This is a genomic window from Caulobacter sp. GW456-12-1-14-TSB4, assembly GCF_059424195.1.
On the sequence record NZ_JBWKZF010000024.1, the window covers coordinates 1 to 21,822 of the forward strand.

Below are 21,822 nucleotides of genomic sequence, written 5' to 3' on the forward strand. Positions count from 1 at the left end.
GCCCACCCCGCCCTGCCCTGGAGCGCTCTGGAAGGCAACGAGATCGTCCACTTCACCGGCGGCAGCATCGGTGAGCTGAGCTCCGCGGCCATGCGCCAGAACAACCTCGCCCCCTCACAGCGCTTCCGCGTGGATCAGGTCGGATCGCTGTTCGGACTGGTGGGCGCCGGCATGGCGCTGGGCGTCATCCCTCGCCTCTATGCGCGGGGCTACGAGACCAACAAGATCCGGCTGATCCCGCTGACGGAGCCGAGCATCCGGCGCAAACTGATGCTTTTCCAGCGCGCCAAGCTGAAGGACGAGCACCCGAGCGCCAGCGCCCTGGGCTCCACCCTGGCCTCCACGCTCGGCGCTATCCTGCTGCCGAACGACTAGAGCAGCCTCGCGAGGACCTGCCAGCGCATGTTGCGGCGGACGCCGAGAGACCGCGACTAACGTGTCGCCGGCAGCTCGATGACCAACGCGAGGCCACGCTCGCCAGGTCGAACCCGGATGCTTCCGTCGTGCGCGGAGACGATGGCCGAGACAATCGACAGACCCAGGCCGTGGCCAGGCGACGAGCGGGCGGCGTCCAGTCGGACGAAGCGCTTGAAGATCTGGTCACGCAACTCGGGCGGCACGCCGGGACCGTCGTCGGCGACCTCCAGCTGCGCCCAGCCAGCAGCCTGGCGAAGGCGAACCTCGACATGCGCCTTCGGTCCGGCGTGGACCAGGGCATTGTCGAGCAGGTTCGACAGGGCGCGTTGCAAAAGCCGCTGATCGCCCCGCACCTCGACCGGTTCGAGATCCAGGTCCAGGGTCATGCCCGCCGCCTCGAACGCCGGACCATAGGCTTCGGCCAGCTCGCGGATCGCCGCCTCCAGCGCCACCGGCCCGAACCGGTCGCGCACCGAACGCCCTTCCAGTTCCGAGAGCGCCATCAGGCTGGAGAGCAGGTCCTGGAGGCCGTCGACCTCCTGCAAAGCCCCGTTCAGCCCTTCGCGCTGCGGCTGGGTCGTCGCGATCCCCTCCGCGTCTTCCAGGCGCGCCCGCAGTCGGGTCAGCGGCGTGCGCAGGTCGTGGGCGATATCGCCGGAGACCTGGCGCAGGTTGCCCATCAGGTCGCCGATGCGGTCGAGCATCCGGTTGAGAACCTGGGCCAGCTGATCGAACTCGCCGCCTGATCCGTCGATCGGCATGCGGCGCGACAGGTCGCCGCCCATGATGCCCTCAGCCGTCGTCTGGATCGCGTTCAGGCGGCGCTGCACCACCCTGCCGAACAGCAGCATGGCCAACAGGCTGGCGGCGATCATGATGCCGAAGTTGATCTGGAAGAGCCGCTTCAGCGAACGGTCGATCTTGTGGAGGCCGCCGCGATCGGCCGCGACGATCAGGCGCCCGCCGTGCTCCAGCGGACTGTTCATCGCCTGGGCGACGCCTCGCGTGCCGTCGGGGCGCTGGAAGCGGGCGAACTCGCTCCAGCCGGGCGCCGGGACCGGGCCGTTGAAGTCACCCGCCCGACGGCGCCCCTGCGCGTCGAGGACGATATAGCCCATGCCGTTGCCCTCCTCGCTCGCGGCGCTGAGGTAGCCGATCATCCGCCGGCTGGTCGGCTGTGTACGGTCGTTGACCGCGCTGACCAGGACGTCGAAGTTCGTCCGCCCATAGGTCGCCAGCAAGGACGCGGTCTCCAGCTCGATGCGCCGGTCGAGTTGGCGCTCGATCTCATGGTGCACCTTGTCGAAGGTGATCGCGCCGACCGCCAGGGTGAGCACGCAGGACACCCCCGCCACGGTGAGCGCCAAGCCGCCAATCGAGCGCGGGAGCCGCCTAAACACCATCGTCCATCATGTAGCCAGCGCCGCGGACGGTGCGGATGGCGCTGCGGGAAAATCCGTCATTCAGCTTGGAGCGCAGGCGCGACATGTGGGTCTCGACGATGTTGGTCTTCGGATCGAAGCCGAAGTTCCAGACCCGGTCGAGCAGCATGGTCCGCGTCACGATGCGACCCGGGCTGCGCATCAGCTGCTCCAGCAGCATGAACTCGCGCGGCTGCAGCTCCACGACGCGCCCGCCCCGGCGGACCTCGCGCCGCAACAGGTTCATCTCCACGTCCGCGATCCGCAGCACCGCTGTGGGCTCGGCGGTCGCCGGCCGTCGCCCCAGCGCCATGACCCGCGCGGCGAGTTCGGAGAAGGCGAACGGCTTGACCAGATAGTCGTCCGCGCCCTCCTCCAGTCCCGCGACGCGGTCGTGGATCTGCGACATCGCCGTCAGCATCAGGATCGGAGTGTTGTCGCCCGCGGCCCGCAGGGCCTTGAGGAGCGACAGGCCGTCGATGCCAGGCACCATGCGGTCCAGCACCACGACGTCGAAGCTGGCCGATGACAGGCGCTGCAAGGCGGTGACCCCGTCGGTCGACAGTTCGACCTGATGCCCACGCTCTTTCAGTCCCCGCACGACGAAGTCGGCGGTCTCGGCGTCGTCCTCAAGCAAAAAGACGTTCAAGGCGCGACGCTCCGGATGCGCACGCAGCCAACCTCGAACATGAGCGCCAGATTGGCCTGACTATACATTTTCCCAACATTGCCCACGAGGCGTCGACACCGCCCGCTCAAGCGCTATCTGCTGATAACGCGACTTGCTCGCAATACAATAGCCGATCGAACCCCGATGTCCCAAGCCAGTGCAATGCTTCGCCTGAACGGCCGACGTCTGCGCCCACGCCTGGGCGGACACTTCGCCATCCAGACCGCCACGCCCGAGCCTAAGCCGGTCATGGCGCCGATCCACGACGGGCTGCGAGCCAGCGTCGTCGAGCGCTGCGACGCGCTGGGCGTGCGCCTGACCACCAAGCGCCGGCGGCTGGCCGAGGTCTTCGACCTGGTCCCCGCCCCCATCGACCTGGAGACGGTCTGGTGGAAGGCGGTGGAGCTGGACCTGGAGGTCAACCGGTCGTCTTTGCATCGCCTGGCCAACGACCTGGTCGCGGTCGGCGTGCTGCGCGAGATCGGGGTCGCCGACCGGCGCACGCGCTACGCCACGCCACCGGCCGTGGCGGTCGAGATCGTCGCCGGCGCCGCCGTGGCGACCGAGCACGACCCGACCTTGATCGAGCATCTGCTGGACGCCCTGGCCCGCCACGGCGTGGACGCCGCCGGTCGCCGCATCGTCATCAGCCTCGCCGACTGACAGCCGCCCAAGGCGCATCAGACCTCTGCCCATTGACGGAGTGGATCATGACCGACGCCGTTGCGGATCAGGCTCCGGACCCAGAAGAAGCTCGCCATCAGCATATCGGCGCAAATGACCCCATCCCCGGCGTCCAGCTCGACTGCGCGTTGCCCAAGGAAGTCGTTCACGACGAACTCGCGTCGATCGTATCGGCGAGATCGCGATAAGCCTGGATCGGCGCCGAGCGGAGGAAGGTGGTCATCTTGCTCCTGAAGGCCGGCGTCGCCGTCTCGGCCGCCCGGCGGAACTGCTCCAGCGCGGCCTCGACCTCGCCGCGCGAAGCCAGGACGCGCCCCAGATTGAACTGCCCTCGGAAATCGCCGCCCGCCGCCGCGCGGGCATAGTGCTCGGCCGCGATCGCGTAGTCCTGCGGGACCTCCCAGCCGTCTTCATGGAAGCCGCCGACGATGTTCATCGACTTGGCGTGGCCCAGCGCCGCCGCGCGCTGGAACCAGGCCAGCGCCTCGCCCCGGTTCTCGGCGACGCCATCGCCCAGCATCAGGCGGGTGGCGTGGTTGTACATGCCCCACTCGTCGCCGCGCTCGGCGGACTGTCGGTACCATTGGGCGGCGACCACGATGTCTGCCGGCGCGCCCCAGCCGTTCTCGTAGCAGCGCCCGACCATGTTGAAGGCCAGGGCGTCGTCGCCGGCCGCCGCCTTGAGGAACCACGCCAGCGCCTGGCCTGGATCGGCCGGCCCGCCGAAGCCGTCGAGCAGCATCTGCGCCAGCAGGGCCTGGGCCCGGGGTGCGCCGCGCTCGGCCAGACCGCTCATCCAGGCGCGCGCCGCCTCGGGCGGTCCCGACATCTTGCGCGCGATCTCGGCGACCAGCGGATCGGTAGGATTGGCGGCGTCGGTCATGAAAGGTCCACGCGAACAGATGAGGCCGCCCCAGCCTAGACTGGAGCGGCCTGCAGCCAAGTCGTCAGGGGAGGACTAGAACTTGGCGTTCAGGGAGAACACCGCCGAGCGCCCGGGGGCGATGGTGGCGTAGTGGGTCGGATAGGCCTGACTGAAATAGGTCTTGTCGGTCAGGTTCTGGATGTTCAGCTGCGCGGTCAGGTGGTCGTTGATCACGTAGCTGGCGTTGGCGTCGAAGCGCCAGTAGCTGGGCACGAACTTGGGCAGGTTCGGGTTGGTGCTGCCCATGACCTTGGCCATGTAGTTGGCGCCGCCGCCGACCGTCAGGCGCGGCAGCACCTTGTAGGTCGTCCACAGCGAGGCGCTGTTCTTGGGCGTGTTCGGGAAGGGCTGGCCGTCGGTCAGGCCCGCCGCCGCGCCCGAGCCGCCGTTCTTCACCAGGATGGCGTCCAGGTAGGTGTAGCCGCCGAACACGTCCCACTTGTCGGTGATCGAGCCCGAGGCCCCCACCTCGAAGCCGCGCACGCGCTTTTCGCCGGCCATGGCCACGGTGCCGTCGGTCTGGGTGATGCGGGCGTTGCTGGTCTTGACCTCGAACACCGCGCCGGTCAGCGACAGCTTGCCGCCGAACACGTCCCACTTCGCGCCGGCTTCCAGCGTGTGGTTCTTTTCCGGCGACAGGGCGGCGTTGACGTCGCTGCTCAGCGGCGTGCTCTCGCTGCCCTGGGCGATCGAGCTGCCCGAGGGCGTCGAGGCCGTGGCGTACGAGACGTAGAGGGCGGCGGCCTCGACCGGCTTGTAGACGACGGCGGCCTGGTAGTTCCACAGCTTGTCTTCGCGATTGAAGCTGCTGCGGGCGAACGGCGTCGCGGCGGCGCGGGCGCTGATGAAGCGGGCGTCGTAATCGTCGTAGCGGACGCCCAGGTTCAGTTGCCACTGCGGGGTCAACTCCACCGTGTCGAAGGCGTAGAGCGACTTGGTGACCGTGCGGGCGTTGGTCGGGTTGTTGACCCGCGCGATCACGCCGGTGAAGGCGTCGTTCGGGTTGGGGTTGTTGACCGTGGTGCAGACGAAGGCGGCGATCGCGGCCGACGAGCAGGTATTGTAGGCCGCCGCCAACACGCCGCCCGGATAGGTGACGGTGTAGCTGTCGTTCTCGCCTTCCTCGCGCGAGAACTCCAGGCCCGTGGCGAAGTTATGCACGACCGAGCCGGTGTTGAACTTGCCGTAGAAGTCGGTCTGGTTGGTCAGGTAGCTGACCTCGGTGACGCGGCTGTTGGGGCGACGCCAGATCAGGCCGTAATAGAGGTTGCCCTTGCTGTCGTCCGGCTGGGTCCAGATGTAGTCCTGAGCGCTCTCGGCGTAGCGGGTGGTGTTGCGCAGGTGGATGTCGTGGCTGAAGTCGTGCTCCAGGCGCACGGTGGCCATGTCGACGCGTTCCTTGCGGAAGTCGCGGTTCTTCATGCCGTAGTAGGTGCTGCGGTCGACGTTGATCGGCTCGCCATTGCCCGTCTGCAGGACGCGCGGGCGGCCGTCGGTGCGGGCCGTGAAGGTCGGGTTGTTGTACGGGATGCCCGCGTCCGGCAGGTCGTCGCTTTGCAGGTGGTAGAAGCTGACCGTGGCGCGGTTGGGCGTGCCCAGGCCGAAGGCGATCGACGGCGCGACACCCCAGCGCTTCTGGTGGACCTCGTCGCGACCGGCGACGCCGGCGTCGTGGACCATCAGGTTCAGGCGCACGGCCACACCGTCGGCGATCACGTGGTTCACGTCGAAGGTGGCGCGCTTGTAGTCGGCCGTACCGACGGCGACCTGGCCACCGATCGAGTTCGTGCGGTTGGGGCTCTTGTTGTTGATGTAGACGCCGCCACCGGCGCCGCCACGGCCGGCGTAGCTGCCGCTGGCGCCCTTCACGACCTCGATGCTCTCGGTGTTGAAGACCTCGCGCGACTGGGCGCCGATGTCGCGCAGGCCGTCGACGAAGGTGCTGGACTGGGCGTCGTAGCCGCGCAGGAACGGACGGTCGCCGACCGGATTGCCGCCCTCGCCCGCGCCGAAGGTGATGCCGGGCACCGTGCGCAGGGCGTCGACCAGGCTGGCCGAGCCGGTCTGCTGGATCAGGTCCTGCGAGATCACCGTGATCGACTTGGGCGTATCGCGCAGCGGCGCGGTCTGCTTGGGCGACAGGTTGGCCTTCTTGCCGTCGATCTGGACGCCGCTGACTTCGGTCTGCTCGTCGGCCGGCGCGGTGGCGATCGCGCCGTCGTTGACGGCGACTTCGGCGTGAGCGGCCGACATGCCAAGGCCGGCGACGCCCGCCACGGCGGCGGCGCTCAGCGCGCGGCGGCTCCGGCTCCGGATACCCGGCGAAGACAAGGTGTTCATGTCGATAATCCCCAGACTTGCCCGACCGGGGAGGGTCGAGCGCCTTTTTGATACTGCGAGGCGCTCTTAACTACACAATGCCAACACATCAATGCGAAGCATTCTCAACTAACATTGATAATTCCCAATCAACATTGGGTTTTCCCAATGTTTGCTTTGCGCTCTGGCGTCGAAGCATGGCGGACGACTAGCCTGCGCCCTCGCCTATCAAGGACCGCGACATGGGATCGACCGCCAACTGGATCGGCTGGGCGCTGGGCTCGGCCAGCTTCGCGGCCCTGACCGCGATCTTCGCCAAAATCGGCATCAGTCAGATCAATTCGGACCTGGCGACCTTCATCCGCACGATCGTCATCCTGCTGGCGCTGGCGGCCTTCCTGACCGCCACGCGGCAATGGCAGCCGCTCGATACGGTGGGCGGCAAGACCTGGCTGTTCCTGGTCCTTTCGGGCCTGGCCACCGGCGCCTCGTGGCTCTGCTATTTCAAGGCCTTGAAACTGGGCGACGCCGCGCGCGTCGCGCCAGTCGACAAGCTCAGCGTCATCCTGGTGGCGGTGTTCGGCGTGACGTTCCTGGGCGAAAAGCTGTCGGCCGCCAACTGGCTGGGCGTCGCCTTCGTCGGCGCTGGCGTGCTGCTGCTGACCCTGCGGACGTAGCGCCAGAAGACCGGAAGCTTTCCGCCTCTATACAATTTCCCAATGACACCGCCGGATCGTCGACAATGTCCGTGGGAGGTCTACTGGAGAGGTTCGAACGGCCCTCCCCCTGCCTCCCGTCGAACCCGCCCATGGCCCGTGCTCCTTCCGTCGAACGCCTGAACGCCCGTGGCCAGGCCCTGCGCCAGCGCCGGATCGCGGTGTTCTCCACGCCCCCCGCTTCGGCCGGCGATGACGCCCCTCGCCTGCGTCGGACGATCGACCAGAGCTGCCGCGCGCAAGGCGTCGTCCTGACCGAGGAGCGCCGACGGCTGGCGATGATCTTCGACGAGACCGACGCGCCCCTGTCGGTTAGCGAAATCTGGACCCGGGCCAGGGACCTTGGCCTGAAGGCCAGCCGTTCGCACGTCTATGTCCTGATCCGCCGCCTGGTGGCCTCGCGCGTGCTGATCATCGCCGAGAACGGTCACGCCATCCGCTACGCCGCGCCGCTCGCCGCCCGGCTCGAGGTCCGCGAGGACGGCGGGCGCTCGGTGACGCTCATCGAGGACCCGATGGCGATCGAGGCCGTGATCGCCGCGTTGTTGCGCGCGGGCCGCAAGGTCGATGGCCACGACCTCGTCATCGACCTGACGCCGCGCGAGACGCGCACGCCCCCCTCGTCCTGATCCCGGTCGCGCGTCCGTCACGGAAAGCGCCGATGATCCCCAAGGAATGCGCCCTTCCATGACAGAGCCCGCCGCTTCCGCCGCCCGCGCGCCGCTTCCGCTGCGGGTGTTGTTGATCGAGGACGAGCGCGAGACGGCCGAACACATGCGCGAGGCGCTGGCCGCCGCCGGCTGCCTGGCGGAACTGGCCGAGGACGGCCCTACGGGCCTGGACCGCGCCCTGACCGGCGCCTTCGACGTGCTGATCGTCGATCGGATGATCCCCGGCCTCGACGGACTGTCCGTTGTCGCGCGGCTGCGCGCGGCGAACGTCCAGACGCCGATCCTCTTCGTCACGTCGATGGGGGCGGTGGCCGACCGAGTGGACGGTCTGCACGCCGGCGGCGACGACTATCTGGTCAAGCCGTTCTCGTTCGCCGAACTCAACGCCCGCGTCGCCGCCCTGGCCCGCCGCTCGCCCGCGCCGCTGCGCGAACGCACCCTGCTGCATTGCGCGGACCTGACCCTGGACCGTCTGGAGCGCGCCGCCGCCCGCGACGGCCAGCCCATCGCCCTGCTGCCGCTGGAGTACAAGCTGCTCGAATATCTGATGCTGAACGCTGGCCAGGTCGTCACCCGCGCCATGCTGCTGGAGAAGGTCTGGGGCTTCCACTTCGATCCCCGCACCAACATCGTCGAGACGCATCTCAGCCGCCTGCGGGCCAAGATCGATCCGGCGGGCGCGCCCTCGCTGATCGCCACCGTGCGCGGCGAAGGTTACGTGATCCGGCCGCCCACGACATGATCGTACCGCTCGACTCCGAAGGCCTGGCGGAGGCCCCGCGCGGTCTGGCCCGGCTGAGCCGCAACACCGGCATGCGCCTGGCGCTGATCCAGGTCGTCATTGTCATCCTGGCCTTCACCCTGGCGGGTTATCTGGCCCAGGCCGCCATCAGTCGGCTCGACCGCGACATCATGCGCGAGCATGTGCGGGGCGAGATCGCCTCGCTGCGCGACGAGGTCATCCAGAAAGGCCGCCCCCACCTGTCCTACACGGTCGCCAAGCGCACCCGGCTGTGGCGCGGCTTCGACTATCGCCTGGTCAAGGCCGACGGGACGCTGGAGGCCGGCCGCCTGCCCGAGCCGCACGACATGGGTTGGACGGAGTTGGCGGGCGTGCCCTCGCGGACCGACGACGCCAGCCTGCACCGGTTCCTGGTCTTCACCGAGCGCCTGGCCGACGGCTCGCGCCTTTCGGTCGGCCAAGACCTGTCGATCGCCGCGGGCCAGATGCGGGCCGTCAATCAGGTGCTCTTCCTTTGCGGCGCGCTGGGTGCGGTGTTCTGCCTGGGCGCCTCGTTCGCCTTCAATATCCAGGCCTGGCGGAGGATCGCCCAGGTGGCGCGGTCCGCGCGCCTCGTCTCGGCGGGCCGCCTGGACGTCCGCACGCCCGTCCGGCCCAGCCGAACGCCCGACGACCTGGACGAGCTGGCCCTGGCCTTCAACGGCATGCTCGACCGCATCGGCGCGCTGATCGACCAATTGCGCCAGGTGACCACCGACATCGCCCACGACATGCGCACCCCACTCACCCGGCTGCGCCACAAGATCGAGCGCCTGCGCGGCACGCTGGACCCGGACTCGTCGCAGGCTCTGGCGGTCGCGCGGCTGGACGACGATGTCGGCGAGATCCTGCGCACCTTCGACGCCCTGCTGCAGCTTTCGGAGATCAGCCGCCAGGACCGGCCCGACGCGGTCATGGACCTGGCTGGCGCGGCCCTGCATGTCGCCGAGGCCTTCCGCCCGGACATCGAGGCCAGCGGCCGCCGGCTGGACGTGGCCTGCGTCCCGGCCCCGGCGGCGGCCGATCCGGCGCTGATCGCCCAGGTCTGCGCCAATCTGCTGGAGAACGCCCTGCGCCATACGCCGGTGGGCGCGCGCATCAGGCTGGAGACCTCGGCGGGCGAGAGCGGCTCGCGCCTGCGGATCGCCGACGACGGACCCGGCGTGCCGGTCGAGGCCCGCGAAGCGGCGCTCAAGCCGTTCGTGCGCCTGGAAGCCAGCCGCACCACCAAGGGTTCGGGCCTGGGCCTGTCGATCGTGGCGGCCATCGCCCGGCGCAGCGGCGCCCGCATGATGCTGGGCGACGCCGAACCGGGCCTGGTGGTCGATCTGGTGTTTCCGCCGCCGTCCGCTGTCGCTGCGGAGGCGGCGGAAACCGCCCACTAGCGGTCGAGGACGAGGACCGCGAAGGTCCCGGGCTGCTGGACCGGCTTGCCGCCGGCCTTGGCCGGCGCGTCGTACTTGGCCGATGGCAGGTAGACCTTGCCGGTGGTCGGATCGATCGTCCCGGTCTTCGAGCCCGGCTGGGTCGTGATCTTGCCGACCACCGCCACGTCGGTGGCGCTGCGGACGGCGATCACCGACAGCGTGCCGTCGCCGCCGCTGGGGATGTAGGCCAGGTTGCGCGCCGGATCGAAGAAGGCCGCGTCGGGTTTGGGACCGATCTTCAGCGTCGAAACGATCTTGCCATCGACGGCCGAGACGGCCTTGGCCATGCCGTTGGCGCAGGCCGAGATCAGCACCTTCGACGACGCCGCATAGGTCAGGCCGCTGGGCTCTTCGCAACCGGGGAGTTTCCAGTGGGCGGTGACCTTGCGCGCGGCCATGTCGATGACGACGATCTCGCCGGTGTCTTCGATATTGACGAATACCCGGCCCTGGCCGTCGGCCGCGCCGTATTCCAGCGTGCCGCCGACCGGGATCGCGCCGACCGCCTGGCCGGCCTTCAGGTCGATCAGGGTGATGTCGCCGCCGTGGCCGTTCATGACCAGGGCCAGACCAGTCGTCGGTTCGATCAGGGCCGCGTCGGGGCTCACGCCCGTCGGGATGGTGGCGCGCACGGCGCCGGTCATGGCGTTGGCCAGCACGGCGGTGTTGCTCGAGCCGTTGGTGACCAGGATCTCGTCACCGCCGGGCAGCGGCAAAGCGATGTGCGCCTTCTGGGCCGCCAGCAGGCTGGGCGTCACCTTGCCGGTGTCGACATCGATGGCGGTGATCATCGCGCCATGGGCGACGTAGAGTCGATGATGGGCCGGGTCGAAGTTGGCGTAGTCCCACGGACCGTCCGGCCCGGCGATGCGCTGGGTGATCTTCAGCGGCGGCGTGGCCGCGTCGGCGGCGCCGGCGAGCGCCAGACCGGCGACCAGGGCGAGTGAGATGATCTTCATGCGGTAATCCTCGTACGGTGTCGGAGACGGTGACCGACGCCGCCGGAGGGCGTCGGTCCCATCGAATTCGCTATTGGGCCAGGCCCGCGCTCTTCAGCTCGGCATGCGCGGCCGAGAGCTTGGCCTGGAACGCCGGATCCTTCAGCAGCGCGGTCACGAAGGCGGCCGCCAGGGCCTGGCTGGCGCGGGTGTCGGTGACGTAGTGCGAGCCGCAGACCACGCGGCTGTAGGCGTAGTCCTGGCCCCGCGTCATCAGCACCTGGGCCTTCTCGGGGATCAGCACCGCCAGGGTCATGGCCAGCGAATAGCCCAGCGTCGAGTGGCCGCTGGGATAGGAGGTCAGCGGCTTGTCGCCCGGATCGCAGCTCTGGATCGAGGCGTCCACGGCCCAGGGACGCTTGCGCAGGAAGAACTTCTTGGCGCCGCCGGCGGCCACCGAGGCGTCGTTCTTGACGATGCTCAGGACGGCGTTCGTGGCCGGCAGCTTGGCCATGTCGAAACGTTCGCCGAGGGTTGGGACGAACATCGAGGGATCCTCGTGGTCATCGTCCCACTTGGCCTGAGCGCGGCGTTCGGGCGAGGCCTCGGCGATGGCCCGGCGGACCTCGGCCAGGTCGGCTTTCTCGGCGGCCGAGCCTTCGACTGGCGGCGGCGGCAGCAGGCGGGCCGGATCAACATCGGCCGGAACCAGCAGCTGCAGGACCTTCTCAGGCTTGGTCGGCGCGGTCTGGGCGCTGGCCGAAAGGGGCGCGGCGATGATCGCCGCGCTGATCAGGAGGTGACGGAGCATGGGAAATTCCTTGTCCAGGTCGCGCGTCAGAACGCGGCCTTGAGGGTGATCTGATAGCTGCGGCCCACCTGGTAGGTGAACACATTGGCCGCCCCGCCCTGGGCGACCGTTTCGGCCGGCAGGTTCGTGCCGGCCAGCAGGGCCTTGCCCTTGAACGAGGTGATGTCGTTGGTGTCGAACAGGTTCAGCACCTGGGCCTGCAGGCTGTAGTGGCCGAGGTGATAGGTCGCCGAGAGGTCGGCCTGGTTGAACGACTTCACGAGGCCGGTCGGTGGCGTGGTCCCCGAGGCGGCGGTGGCCAGTTGCGGTCCGATCAGCTTGTCGTTCAGCGTGACGATCAGGTTGTCGCCCTGGGCCAGGACGTCGTGACGCTCCGACCGCACGCCCAGCGCCGCCGTGCCGCGCGGGACCTTGGCCAGCTGGTGGCCATTGTAGCCGGGGTTCAGCGGATCGTCCTTGCCGGTGGCCTGGTTGACCGTGCCGTTGGCGAAGACGCTGAAGCCGTAGGGCAGCACATAGGTCGCCTGCAGCTCGATGCCCTTGTAGGTCGCGCCGCCGAAGTTGGTCTGGAAGGTCTCGCCGGTGGTCAGTTCGGTCTGGGTTTGGATCTTGTGCTTGAAGTCGATGTAGTAGGCGTCGGCGTCCAGGGTCAGGTTGCCGGCGTTGTAGACCGTGCCGATCTGGTAGTTGGTCGACTCCTGCGGCACCACTTTGTTGGAGCCGGGATTGTTGACGTAGAAGATGCTGATGCTGGGAACCAGGAAGCCCTGGGCATATTGTCCGTAGACGGCCCAGTTCGACGCCACCCGGTAATTGGCCGTCAGGAACGGCAGGGTCTTGGTGAAGGTCCCCGAGACGTCGGCCGGCTGGATCGAGCCCTTCACGGCCACGGCGGGCGCGCGGACATAGAGCTTGAAGTGGACGTACTTGACGCCCGGCGTCACGGTCAGACGGTCGTTCGGCTTCCACTCGAACTGGGCGAAGGGCTGGTATTGGTGCCAGCCGGAATATTCGTTGTAGGCGATGTTCAGCGGCACCTGGCAAGCCCCGTCCCAGGCCTTGCCCGGCGCGCTCTGCTTGGCCCAGTCGCCGCAGGCGCTGTCGCCGGCGACCAGGGCGGCCTTTTCGCGATAGTCCGGGGCCTTGGTGATCAGGTCGATGTCGAGGCGCGAGCGGCCGGTCTTGGCCAGTTCATATTCCGCGCCGACCGTCAGCATGCCGACGCCATCGAAGTCCTTGGTGAACTTCAGAATGTCGCCGCGGACGCGGTACTTGTTGCGCTTGAGGTAGCCCGGCAGGCCGTTGACCTTCAGGCCCGAGGCGTAGCCCGCGCCGCCGGCCGGATAGGCCGCGGCCGGCGTCAGGATCACCTTGTTGGCGGCCGCCAGCGCGGTCGCGCCGATCGACAGGTCCGCGCCGTTGTCGTTCGCCGACAGGGTCTTGTTGGAATACCAGTATTCGTAGGCCGTGTTCTGGACGGTCAGACCCTCGGCCAGCTCGCCCTCCAGGCGGACATAGCCGAACTCGGTTTCCTTCTTGGTGTAGTTGTAGCCCTTGTAAGTCTGCAGGGTCGGATCATTGCTGAGCGCGAACCGCTTCCCGTAGAGCTCGGTCTGGGCGACCGTGGCGTTGCCGCTGGCGTCGCCCTGATAGTAGGTGTTGTAGTTGTGGGTGTAGAGAGCCGTCAGGTTCCACTTCTCGCCCAGCGGGACACCGACCTTCAGGAACTGGTTGTAGCCGTCGCTAGCGCTGTTGGTCAGGTAGCCGTCGGTCTTGTATTCCATGAAGTTCAGGGTGGCGTTGACCCCGTGCAGGCGGTCGATCGGACCGGTGGCCAGGGTGGTCACGGCCTGCTTCGTGCCGAAGCTGCCCAGCGTCAGGGTCTGACGGGCCGACAGCTTGTCCTCGAACGGCAGCGAGAACAGGTTCACCGAGCCGCCGAAATTGGCCTGGCCCAGATCGGTCGCGCCGCCCGGACCGCGATCGATGACCACGCCGCCGATGGTCGAGGACGGGAAGAACGAGTTCGAGTGGTGGCTCGGACCGTTGGTGTCGCCCCAGGCGATGCCGTCATAGGTGACGTTGAACTCACCGTCCTGGAAGCCGCGTAGGGTGATCTTGGCCCCGTCGGTCGCGCCCGATCCGTTGGAGTTCGGAATGGTGGCCATCGAGGGCGCGAGGATCGCCGTGGTGGTGTAGTCGCCCACGCGCGGGGCGCTCTCTTCGATGAACTTGCGGGTGATCACCGCCTGCGGCTCGGTCGCCGTCAGCGAGGCCGAAACCGGCGCCACATTGGCCGCGTGGCCCTTGAGCGCGGTGACCACGACCGCGTCGACTTCCTTTTCCTGGTCGGCCGCCGGGCCTTCATCCGCGTGGGCGGCAGTCGCCAGACCCGCGCACAGCGCCAGAGCCAGCATCGACGCGGAGGTCAGGACCTCCAGGCGCGCCTTCGAGAACTTCGTCATCGGTTTTTCCCCCGTTCACTGACGATCGAAGCGAAAGGGAGCGCTCCGGTCGGGTTCGGCGGCGGATTAGTCGGCCGGGGACGGCTTGGCGTGTGAAGACTTGATGTCTGAACGAATACACTTTCGCATCAACGACGGATGCCGTTGTTCCAAAAGAGAATTCCAGATGGCCCAGCCATCATCGGCGAAGATTGAGATATCTCAATGATGCCGCCGATTGACTCAATACCAGGCCAGCCGCAAGCTTATCGGCCCACCTCATTGAGAAGCATCACGCTCGACTTCCGATTGCTCGGAACGCCGCGCCACGACGCCTGCTTGAAACCTTGGGGTTTTGTATAGTTTCGGCCATTCGCCGCCAATGCGGCCGGCCGCATTTTGCCTCGCGCGCGGATCCGCCCGTGCGCGGAGCTTCTAAATGCCCCTGCCCTACCCGCGCTGGCGGCTGGTCGCCATTGGCGTCAGCGTTCTTCTGATCCTCTGCGTGCTGGCCTTGGGCGCGGACGTCGTCGGCCAGCGCTCCATCGTCGGGATCGACGCGGCCGTCGCCAGCCAGCTCCAGGGGTTTCGCGCCCCCTGGCTCGACGGCGTCATGATGATGGCCTCGGCGCTCGGCGATGGCGGCCAGCGCACCGCCGTCACCGTCCTGGCGGTCCTCTACCTGCTGTGGCGACGACGCTGGCGATGGGCGCTCGCCTTGGCCCTGACCATGATCGGCTCGGCGCTGATCACGCCCGCCTTCAAGACCGCCTTCCACGTCGCCCGTCCATCGGCGCTCTATTCCGGCGCGGAGGCCTACAGCTTCCCCAGTGGCCACGCGACCTCGGCCGCGGCCCTCTACCTGACCCTGGCCTGGATGGCGACGCGCGCCCTCGCTCCGCTCTGGCGGCCCCTCGCCTGGCTGTTGGCCGCCATTGCGATCCTGGTGACGGCCGTCTCCCGCGTCTATGTCGGCGCGCACTGGCCTTCGGACGTCGTCGCCGGCATGGCGCTGGGCGGCGCGCTGGCGAGCCTGGCCATCGCCTTCGCCGCCGGCGCCAAGCCTGCGACGCCGGACGCGCATCCAGAGCTCGACGGCGTGGCCTTCATTACAGCGGTGGCGATCGTGGCGGCTGTGCTGGGCCCACATGCTTTCGGCAAGGCCCAGGACCTCTACGGGCCCTATCTTCACGCAAGCTGATCTGATCAGCGCCCTGGCGTCCATCGCGACGAGAGGCTGATCCTCAAGCCCACCGCGACCGCGTCCGGCAAATTGGCCTGCGAGGCCGGACGCCGGACGAACTGGACGTCGGGCTGGATCGCGACCTGCGTGTTGATCCGCAAGCTATAGGTCAGTTCAAAGGTGGTTTCGGCGTCCGGCGCGCCATCTCGAACCCGGATCGGCCGCCCCAGACCCGCCCGCGCGAGCGCTAGTCCGAAAGTGTCGTCGGGCCGAGCGCGGAATGGACCGTCGAACACGAGGCCGGCGCCGACATAGCTGGCGATCTCCGCCACGTCCGGGTCCGAGAGGCCGACACGGACCCAGCCGCGCGCCTGGGCGGCGATCGGCAAGCGTCCTTGCACGAAGGCGTAGACACCGCTCCAGCCCTTCTGCTCCCGCGTCGGATCGTCGATCCGTTCGAACCCACGCGTATAGCGCCAGGCGCCGACAGACAGCTGCGCCGCATCGCCGACCAGCCAGTCCGCCTGAGCGATCATCAGCGCGCCATCCTCGGGTCGAAGCTTCACAGCCGCGAAGGTCTTGGGCCGGTCAGGATCACCCGGCGTCCCGTCGAAGGCGGCCGCCCGCAGAGTCCAGCGTCGCGCCGGCTTCCACTGTCCATGGACGCCCAGTGCGCTGACCGGGAAGATCGACGGCCCATTGGCGCCCGTGCGGGACAGATCGGGGCCGACGCCGTGCGAGCTGTTCAGGAACAGCGCCGCGGGCGCGATACTGTCGAAGTCCGCGTTCAGGTCCATCAGCCCGACGCGCACGGCGCCATGCTTACCGAAACCACGCTCCAGCCACGCCTCCATCAGCCGGTCGGCGCTCAGCGCCTCGATGTTGCTGGCGGTCTGGATGTCGCCGATCCGGCTGCCGCTGAGGCTTTCGCCGTTGGTGCGGAAATATTGCAGGCGGCCGCGCCACCCCGGCGCCGACCAGGCCTCGCCATCGACATCGACCGCCAACTGCAACTTGTTCAATTGGGTGTTGCCGACCGCCAGGCCGCCCTTGGTGTTGCGCCAAAGGTCGAGGGTCTCGCTGAGGGACACCACCACCGGCGCGGGCGACGGATCGTCGACCGCCGCCTTCGCCTCGCCGGCCAGGACACTGGACAGCGCGGCCCAGCCGAGCCGCTTCCACGATGCGCGCGCCATCAGGCCTACGCCCGCGCCGTTCTGTTGCGGCGCGCCTGAGCAGCCTTCCGGCGGTCGAGATAGAGCAGCCACCCGGTCAGGGGAAACAACGGCATGGTCAGCGCCGCCAGCAGGACGATCACCGCGCCAGGCAGACCCAGGAAGGCGCCACGATGGACAGCGAGAGGCGCGGCCGCGATCCTCTCGCCCAACGGCTTCTTCGCATAGCGATCCACGGAGACGACCGCGCCGGCGGGCGTCACCCAAAACACGTCCAGAGCCTCGCTATGTTGCGCGCCCCTGGGCAGATGACGGATGCGGATCGTCGTCCCGCCTGGCTTGGGCAGGGTGATGACCGTGCGCACCGCGTCCGGCTCGACCGCCATCGCCGCTCGCCAGGCGACGTCGAGCCCGGGAGCCTCCGTTCCAGCCGGCCCGGCGATGGCCGGCGCGGTCGACGTCAGCTCGGCCCGGCCGGTCAGCAAGCGATTGAAGCCGGCCTTGTACCAACCGTACGACCAGGTGAGACCGGTCAGGGACAGGTTCAGATAGACCAGCAGCACCCAGGTCCCGGCCACCGTGTGCAGGGACCAGTAGAGCGCGCGCCGCTTGGCCTTCAGGTTGGGCTTCAGCCAGACCTTCCAGTCCAGCACCCGCTTGGGCCAGCGCAGATAAAGGCCCGAGATCGAGAAGAAGACCAAGCTCAGGGCCGCCGCGCCGGTGATCTTGCGACCGACGCCTGCATCCTCGCCCGACAGCAGCAGCCAGCGGTGCAGGCGACGGACCTGAGCGAAGAACTCCGCGCCGGTCGCGCGTCCCAGGATCTGCCCTTGATACGGATCGAGATAGACGGTCTGGGAATGCGCCGCGCCCTTTTCCTTGAAGGTGATGGCGGGCGCCTCGCCGGCGCCGCTCCGCAGGGACAAGCTGCTGGCCTTGGCCCCGGCCGGCGCCTGGGCGATGAACCGCGCCATCAGTTGGTCGGGCGTCAGGCGCGGCGCCGGACGCGGCGTGACATCGACCACACCCCAGCTCAGGGCCTCCATGATCGGGTCCTCGAAGGCCATGGTCGCGCCGGTCAGCGCCATCAGGGCCAGGACCAGCCCTAGCGATATCCCCAACAGCCAGTGAAGCCGCCGGATCACTTCGCGAAATCTCGACATCACCGGGCTCCTGTTGCAGCGCGAGCGATCAGGCGGCGCGCCTGCTCCAGGTGCGGCCGGTCCAGCATCTTGCCGTCCAGCGCCAGGACGCCCGCCCCGGGCGAGGCCTCGAAAAGGGCGACAATGGCGCGGGCCCGCTCCAACGCTTTCGGCGCGGGCGTGAAGGCCTGGTTGATCACCGGCGCCTGCGCCGGGTGGATGGCCATCATGCCCACGAAGCCCTCGGCCTGGCCGCGACGGGCGTAGGCGGCCAGTCCCTCCAGATCGTCGAAGGCTGGGTAGACGGTCTCGAACGCGCCGACCTTGGCGGCGGCCGCGCCGGCCAGACAGAGCGAGCGGGCCAGCCTGCAGACGTCCGTGTAGCCGCCGTCCTCCGCGCGGTTGCTGGACGCGCCTAGCGCGGTCGGCAAATCCTCAGCGCCCCACGTCAAACCCAGGAGCCGGCCGGCATGGGCCGCATAGGTCCCGAGTCCAAACAGCGCCGCTGGCGTCTCGGTGGCGATCGGCAGGATGGCGGTGACCCCGATCGGCAGCCCGGCCACGGCTTCCAGCGCATCGAGATAGCAGCCGAGCCGCGCGACATCGGCCCCGCTGTCTGGCTTGGGCAGCACGATGGCGTCGGGCGCGCCGGCGACGACGGCCGCCAGGTCCTGCAACGCCAGCGGCGATCCCAGCGGATTGATCCGCACCAGCATCTTGCAGGGACGCGGGCCGGTCAGGGCCTCGAGCACTTGAAGACGCGCCCGGGGCTTCTGGCTCTCGGCGACCGAGTCCTCCAGGTCCAGGATGATGGCGTCGGCGCCGCTGGCCAGGGCCTTGGTGATCTTGCGCGGCGCGTCGGCCGGGACGAACAGCAGGCTCCTCACGCGGCCATCTCCCGCTGCATCAGCGCCGTCCGGCGACAGCGGCAGACCAGTTCGTCCCGCTGGTTGAAGGCGCGGTGTTCGAAGACGACGATGCCGGCGGCCGGGCGCGAGCGGCTCTCCCGGCGCTCGACGACCTGCGTCTCGAACCGCAGGGTGTCGCCCAGGAACACCGGGGCGGGCATGGACACCGCGTCGTAGCCGAGATTGGCGACCAGGGTGCCCAGGGTCGTGTCGGCCACCGACACGCCGACCATCAGCGAGAACGTGAAAAGGCCATTGACGACGATGCGCCCGAACTCGGTCCCGGCCGCGTACTCGGCGTCGAGATGCAGCGGCTGAGGATTGTGGGTGAAGGCGCAGAAGGTCAGGTTGTCGGTCTCGGTCACCGTCCTGCGCAGCGCATGGGCGATGACCTCGCCGTCGCTGAAGGCCTCGAAGGTCTTGCCGCTCATGTGGTCATGTCGTCGCGACGAGGCATGCGCGTCGACAGCGCCACCAGGAACGACAGCGCGCAGAGCGCGGCGACATAGGCAAAGAACCAGCTTTCGTGGCCGATCTGCTTGCACCAAAGCGCCAGGTACTCGGCCGAGCCGCCGAACACGGCCGCTGAGACGCTGTGGGCCAGCCCCACGCCCAGGGCCCGCACGTGCGATGGAAAGAGCTCGGCTTTGAACAGGCCGCTGATGGCGGTGTAGAAGCTGAGGATCACCAAGGCGGCCAGCACCAGGCCGAAGGCCGCCGCCGGGCTGCTGACGGACGTCAGGGCCGACAGCAGCGGCACGGCGCAGACAGTCATCAGGCCGGTGAAGATCAGCAGGCAGGTGCGACGGCCGATCTTGTCCGACAGCGCGCCAATCAGGGGCTGCAGCAGCATGAAGACGACCATGGCCGCGGTCATCACGCCGCTGACGGTCTTCACGTCCATGCCGGCCGTGTTGACCAGGAACTTCTGCATGTAGGTGGTGAAGGTATAGAGCGTGACCGCGCCGCCGGCCGTCAGGGCGGCGACCACGAACAGCGCGCGCGGGTGGCGAGAGAGCGCGCGCAGGCTGCCGGCCTCGACGTCCGCGCCCTTGCCAGCCGGCGTCACCGTCTCGTGCATGTGGCCACGCAACAGCAGCACGAGGGTGGCGATCACCGCGCCCAGGGCGAACGGGATGCGCCAGGCGTAGGCCTTGATGTCGGCCTCGGCGAAGGTCTGCTGCACGATGATCAGCACCAGCAGCGCGCTCAGCTGACCGCCCATCAGGGTGACGTGCTGGAAGGCCGCGTAGAAGCCGCGGCGACCCGAGACGGCGACCTCGCTGAGATAGGTCGCCGCCGCGCCATACTGGCCGCCGGTCGAGAACCCCTGGGCCAAGCGCGCCACCAACAGCAGCAGCGGCGCGGCCGCGCCGATCCGGGCGTAGGTCGGCAGGACCGCGATCAGCAGCGAGCCTGCGCCCATCAGCAGGACCGAGACCACCATGGCCGCGCGTCGTCCGCGCCGGTCGGCGTAGCGCCCGAAGAACCAGCCGCCGACGGGGCGGATCAGGAAGCCGACCGCATAGATGCCCGCGACATTGAGCAGCTGGGCCGTTCGGTCGCCTTGCGGGAAAAACAGCGGCGCGAAGTACAGCGCCATGAAGGCGTAGACGTAGAAGTCGTACCACTCGATCAGATTGCCCGCCGAACCCGCCATGATGGCGCGGATCCGCTGCCCTCGGGTGAGCTCAGCAGGACCGCTCGGATGAATTTCAGCGGCGCTCATCGCGCGTCCTCCCCCGCCGTGTTCGCAAAGATGCGGCCGTGGGTCTCAGCGCCCCGGTTCGTCACGGCGACGCTATTGAGCCGCCCGCCGCCGACCAATGACGGCTTAGGCATAGGTTGATGCGCGCCGCGCAACGCCCTCCGGATCATGTCGAGACCTCGGAAGACGCAGCAGGCGTCAGGGCCACGCGACGATCGAGCAGCGCGTCGATCTCGGCCTCGGCATAGCCGCAGTCGGCAAGGATCGCGCGAGTGTCGGCGCCCAGCGCCGGCGCGGCGCGATCGGGACGGCGCTCGAGGCCGGCGAACACCACCGGCTGTGGCAGGGCGTGGGTGACGGCGGCGGGGTAATCGCCAGACGGGGCGAAGAAGCCGACATCGGCCAGATGCGGGTCGTCGAGCAGGTCGGTGAAGGCCCGAACCGGCGAGCACGGGATGTCGAGCCTCGTCAGGGTCTCCATCCAGGCGTCGGTCGCGCGGCCGGCCAGCGTTTCGGCCAGCTCGCCATAGAGGTAGTCGATGCGCCGGTTGCGTTGGACCGCGTCGGGAAACCAGGGTGCGGACAGGATGTCGCCACGCCCGGCCTCCTCGAAGAAGCGCGTCCACTGGGCCAGGGTGTAGGGCAGGACCGCGATCCAGCCGTCGCGGGTGCGGAACGGCCGGCGATTGGCGGCGAACAGCCGGCCATAGCCCATGCCGTCGGCGCCCTCGCCAAAGGTGGCGCCAGCCAGGTGCTCGTTGAGCAGGAACGAGGTCAGGGCTTCGAACATCGGCGCTTCGATCTTGAGGGCCTCGCGCCGGCCGCCGCCGCGCGCCACCAGGGCCGCCAGGACGCCGTAGACGGCGTAGAGGGCGCCGACCTTGTCGGCCAGGTTGGTCGGGATGAACTGCGGGTCACGACCGAAGGCCATCGACAGCCCGGCGATGCCGCTGGCCGCCTGGATGATGTCGTCGAAAGCCGGACGGTCGCGATAGCGCCCCTTCTGGCCAAAGCCGATCGCCGAGCAGTGGATGATCCCCGGATTGAGCGCGCGGGCGGCCTCGAACCCGAAGCCCAGACGCTCGATGGCGTCGACCCGCATGTTGTGCAGCAGCACGTCCGAGCGGGCGATCAAGCGCTCGACCACCGCGCGGCCTTCCGGCGTCTTCAGGTCCAGGGCGATGACACGCTTGTTGCGGTTGTTGTTGAGATACATCGCGCCCAAGCCCTCGCGGACCGGGTCGGCGGCGCGGGCGATGTCGCCGGTGAGCGGCTCGACCTTGATCACCTCGGCGCCCAGATCGGCCAGGATCTGGCCGGCGAAGGGACCCATGACCACGGCGCTGAGCTCCAGCACGCGGATACCGCTCAAAAGTGGTGTCATGTCCCGCCCCGATGACGCTTGCCCCGACGGCGACCAGCCGGACGCCTGGGGTCTTGGATCGGGTATGCCGCCCGCCGCGCGAACGCGGCAATGTCGCC

20 protein-coding genes are annotated in these 21,822 nt (G+C 68.6%); 7 read left to right on the forward strand and 13 right to left on the reverse strand.

Features of this window, described 5'->3' with window-relative positions:
• A partial coding sequence (locus tag AC07YH_RS19560) for a LysR substrate-binding domain-containing protein (RefSeq protein WP_494748626.1) occupies window positions 1–375 on the forward strand: 375 nt, incomplete at its 5' end.
• 56 nt (window positions 376–431) lie between these two features.
• Here the strand turns inward: AC07YH_RS19560 and AC07YH_RS19565 are convergent.
• Both AC07YH_RS19565 and AC07YH_RS19570 read right to left on the reverse strand, forming a co-directional pair.
• Window positions 432–1,784, reverse strand: coding sequence for a sensor histidine kinase (locus AC07YH_RS19565; protein WP_494748627.1), 1,353 nt, complete (start codon window positions 1,782–1,784; stop codon window positions 432–434).
• A gap of 25 nt (window positions 1,785–1,809) precedes the next feature.
• Window positions 1,810–2,487, reverse strand: a complete 678-nt coding sequence (locus AC07YH_RS19570) for a response regulator transcription factor (RefSeq protein WP_494748628.1) — start codon at window positions 2,485–2,487, stop codon at window positions 1,810–1,812.
• Window positions 2,488–2,670: 183 nt separating this feature from the next.
• On the opposite strand from AC07YH_RS19570, the gene AC07YH_RS19575 reads away from it, so the two are divergent.
• Window positions 2,671–3,171, forward strand: coding sequence for a hypothetical protein (locus tag AC07YH_RS19575; protein WP_494748629.1), 501 nt, complete (start codon window positions 2,671–2,673; stop codon window positions 3,169–3,171).
• A 166-nt stretch (window positions 3,172–3,337) separates the two neighbouring features.
• Here AC07YH_RS19575 and AC07YH_RS19580 read toward each other — a convergent pair whose 3' ends face one another.
• Together AC07YH_RS19580 and AC07YH_RS19585 are read right to left on the reverse strand one after the other, a co-directional pair.
• Window positions 3,338–4,075 carry a tetratricopeptide repeat protein gene (locus AC07YH_RS19580; RefSeq protein WP_494748630.1) on the reverse strand — a complete coding sequence of 246 codons (738 nt, stop codon included), beginning with the start codon at window positions 4,073–4,075 and terminating at the stop codon, window positions 3,338–3,340.
• A gap of 75 nt (window positions 4,076–4,150) precedes the next feature.
• The gene (locus AC07YH_RS19585) at window positions 4,151–6,457 is read right to left on the reverse strand and encodes a TonB-dependent receptor (protein WP_494748631.1); all 2,307 of its coding nucleotides are present in this window, start codon (window positions 6,455–6,457) and stop codon (window positions 4,151–4,153) included.
• Between the two features lie 221 nt (window positions 6,458–6,678).
• Here AC07YH_RS19585 and AC07YH_RS19590 point away from each other — a divergent pair, with 221 nt between their 5' ends.
• The 4 genes from AC07YH_RS19590 to AC07YH_RS19605 all read left to right on the forward strand — a co-directional run bounded on the left by AC07YH_RS19590 (window position 6,679) and on the right by AC07YH_RS19605 (window position 9,989).
• Window positions 6,679–7,113: an EamA family transporter gene (locus AC07YH_RS19590; RefSeq protein WP_494748632.1), complete on the forward strand. Its 435-nt coding sequence runs from the start codon at window positions 6,679–6,681 to the stop codon at window positions 7,111–7,113.
• 131 nt (window positions 7,114–7,244) lie between these two features.
• Window positions 7,245–7,781 carry a hypothetical protein gene (locus AC07YH_RS19595; RefSeq protein ID WP_494748633.1) on the forward strand — a complete coding sequence of 179 codons (537 nt, stop codon included), beginning with the start codon at window positions 7,245–7,247 and terminating at the stop codon, window positions 7,779–7,781.
• A 58-nt stretch (window positions 7,782–7,839) separates the two neighbouring features.
• Window positions 7,840–8,565 (forward strand): response regulator transcription factor, encoded by a 726-nt coding sequence (locus AC07YH_RS19600; RefSeq protein ID WP_494748634.1) that lies wholly within the window; start codon window positions 7,840–7,842, stop codon window positions 8,563–8,565.
• Window positions 8,562–9,989 carry a sensor histidine kinase gene (locus AC07YH_RS19605; RefSeq protein ID WP_494748635.1) on the forward strand — a complete coding sequence of 476 codons (1,428 nt, stop codon included), beginning with the start codon at window positions 8,562–8,564 and terminating at the stop codon, window positions 9,987–9,989. Before AC07YH_RS19600 ends, AC07YH_RS19605 begins: the two co-directional genes overlap by 4 nt.
• On the opposite strand, the gene AC07YH_RS19610 is transcribed toward AC07YH_RS19605, so the two are convergent.
• The 3 genes from AC07YH_RS19610 to AC07YH_RS19620 form a co-directional block, all read right to left on the reverse strand.
• On the reverse strand, window positions 9,986–10,990 hold the full coding sequence (locus AC07YH_RS19610) for a YncE family protein (RefSeq protein WP_494748636.1): 1,005 nt from the start codon (window positions 10,988–10,990) through the stop codon (window positions 9,986–9,988). The genes AC07YH_RS19605 and AC07YH_RS19610 overlap by 4 nt on opposite strands.
• A gap of 70 nt (window positions 10,991–11,060) precedes the next feature.
• Window positions 11,061–11,780, reverse strand: coding sequence for an acid phosphatase (locus tag AC07YH_RS19615; protein WP_494748637.1), 720 nt, complete (start codon window positions 11,778–11,780; stop codon window positions 11,061–11,063).
• Window positions 11,781–11,806: 26 nt separating this feature from the next.
• The gene (locus AC07YH_RS19620; RefSeq protein WP_494748638.1) at window positions 11,807–14,245 is read right to left on the reverse strand and encodes a TonB-dependent receptor; all 2,439 of its coding nucleotides are present in this window, start codon (window positions 14,243–14,245) and stop codon (window positions 11,807–11,809) included.
• A gap of 418 nt (window positions 14,246–14,663) precedes the next feature.
• Here AC07YH_RS19620 and AC07YH_RS19625 point away from each other — a divergent pair, with 418 nt between their 5' ends.
• On the forward strand, window positions 14,664–15,425 hold the full coding sequence (locus tag AC07YH_RS19625) for a phosphatase PAP2 family protein (protein ID WP_494748639.1): 762 nt from the start codon (window positions 14,664–14,666) through the stop codon (window positions 15,423–15,425).
• Window positions 15,426–15,430: 5 nt separating this feature from the next.
• On the opposite strand, the gene AC07YH_RS19630 is transcribed toward AC07YH_RS19625, so the two are convergent.
• The 6 genes from AC07YH_RS19630 to AC07YH_RS19655 form a co-directional block, all read right to left on the reverse strand.
• On the reverse strand, window positions 15,431–16,603 hold the full coding sequence (locus AC07YH_RS19630; RefSeq protein WP_494748640.1) for a carbohydrate porin: 1,173 nt from the start codon (window positions 16,601–16,603) through the stop codon (window positions 15,431–15,433).
• Window positions 16,604–16,608: 5 nt separating this feature from the next.
• On the reverse strand, window positions 16,609–17,745 hold the full coding sequence (locus AC07YH_RS19635) for a PepSY-associated TM helix domain-containing protein (protein ID WP_494748641.1): 1,137 nt from the start codon (window positions 17,743–17,745) through the stop codon (window positions 16,609–16,611).
• Window positions 17,745–18,611 (reverse strand): HpcH/HpaI aldolase/citrate lyase family protein, encoded by an 867-nt coding sequence (locus AC07YH_RS19640; protein ID WP_494748642.1) that lies wholly within the window; start codon window positions 18,609–18,611, stop codon window positions 17,745–17,747. Before AC07YH_RS19640 ends, AC07YH_RS19635 begins: the two co-directional genes overlap by 1 nt.
• The gene (locus AC07YH_RS19645) at window positions 18,608–19,063 is read right to left on the reverse strand and encodes a MaoC family dehydratase (RefSeq protein ID WP_494748643.1); all 456 of its coding nucleotides are present in this window, start codon (window positions 19,061–19,063) and stop codon (window positions 18,608–18,610) included. Before AC07YH_RS19645 ends, AC07YH_RS19640 begins: the two co-directional genes overlap by 4 nt.
• Entirely contained in the window at window positions 19,060–20,361 is a 1,302-nt protein-coding gene (locus AC07YH_RS19650; RefSeq protein ID WP_494748644.1) for an MFS family transporter, read from the reverse strand. The genes AC07YH_RS19645 and AC07YH_RS19650 overlap by 4 nt, the downstream gene beginning before the upstream one ends.
• Window positions 20,362–20,506: 145 nt before the next feature.
• Window positions 20,507–21,724 carry a CaiB/BaiF CoA transferase family protein gene (locus AC07YH_RS19655; protein ID WP_494748645.1) on the reverse strand — a complete coding sequence of 406 codons (1,218 nt, stop codon included), beginning with the start codon at window positions 21,722–21,724 and terminating at the stop codon, window positions 20,507–20,509.
• Window positions 21,725–21,822 lie beyond the last annotated feature (98 nt).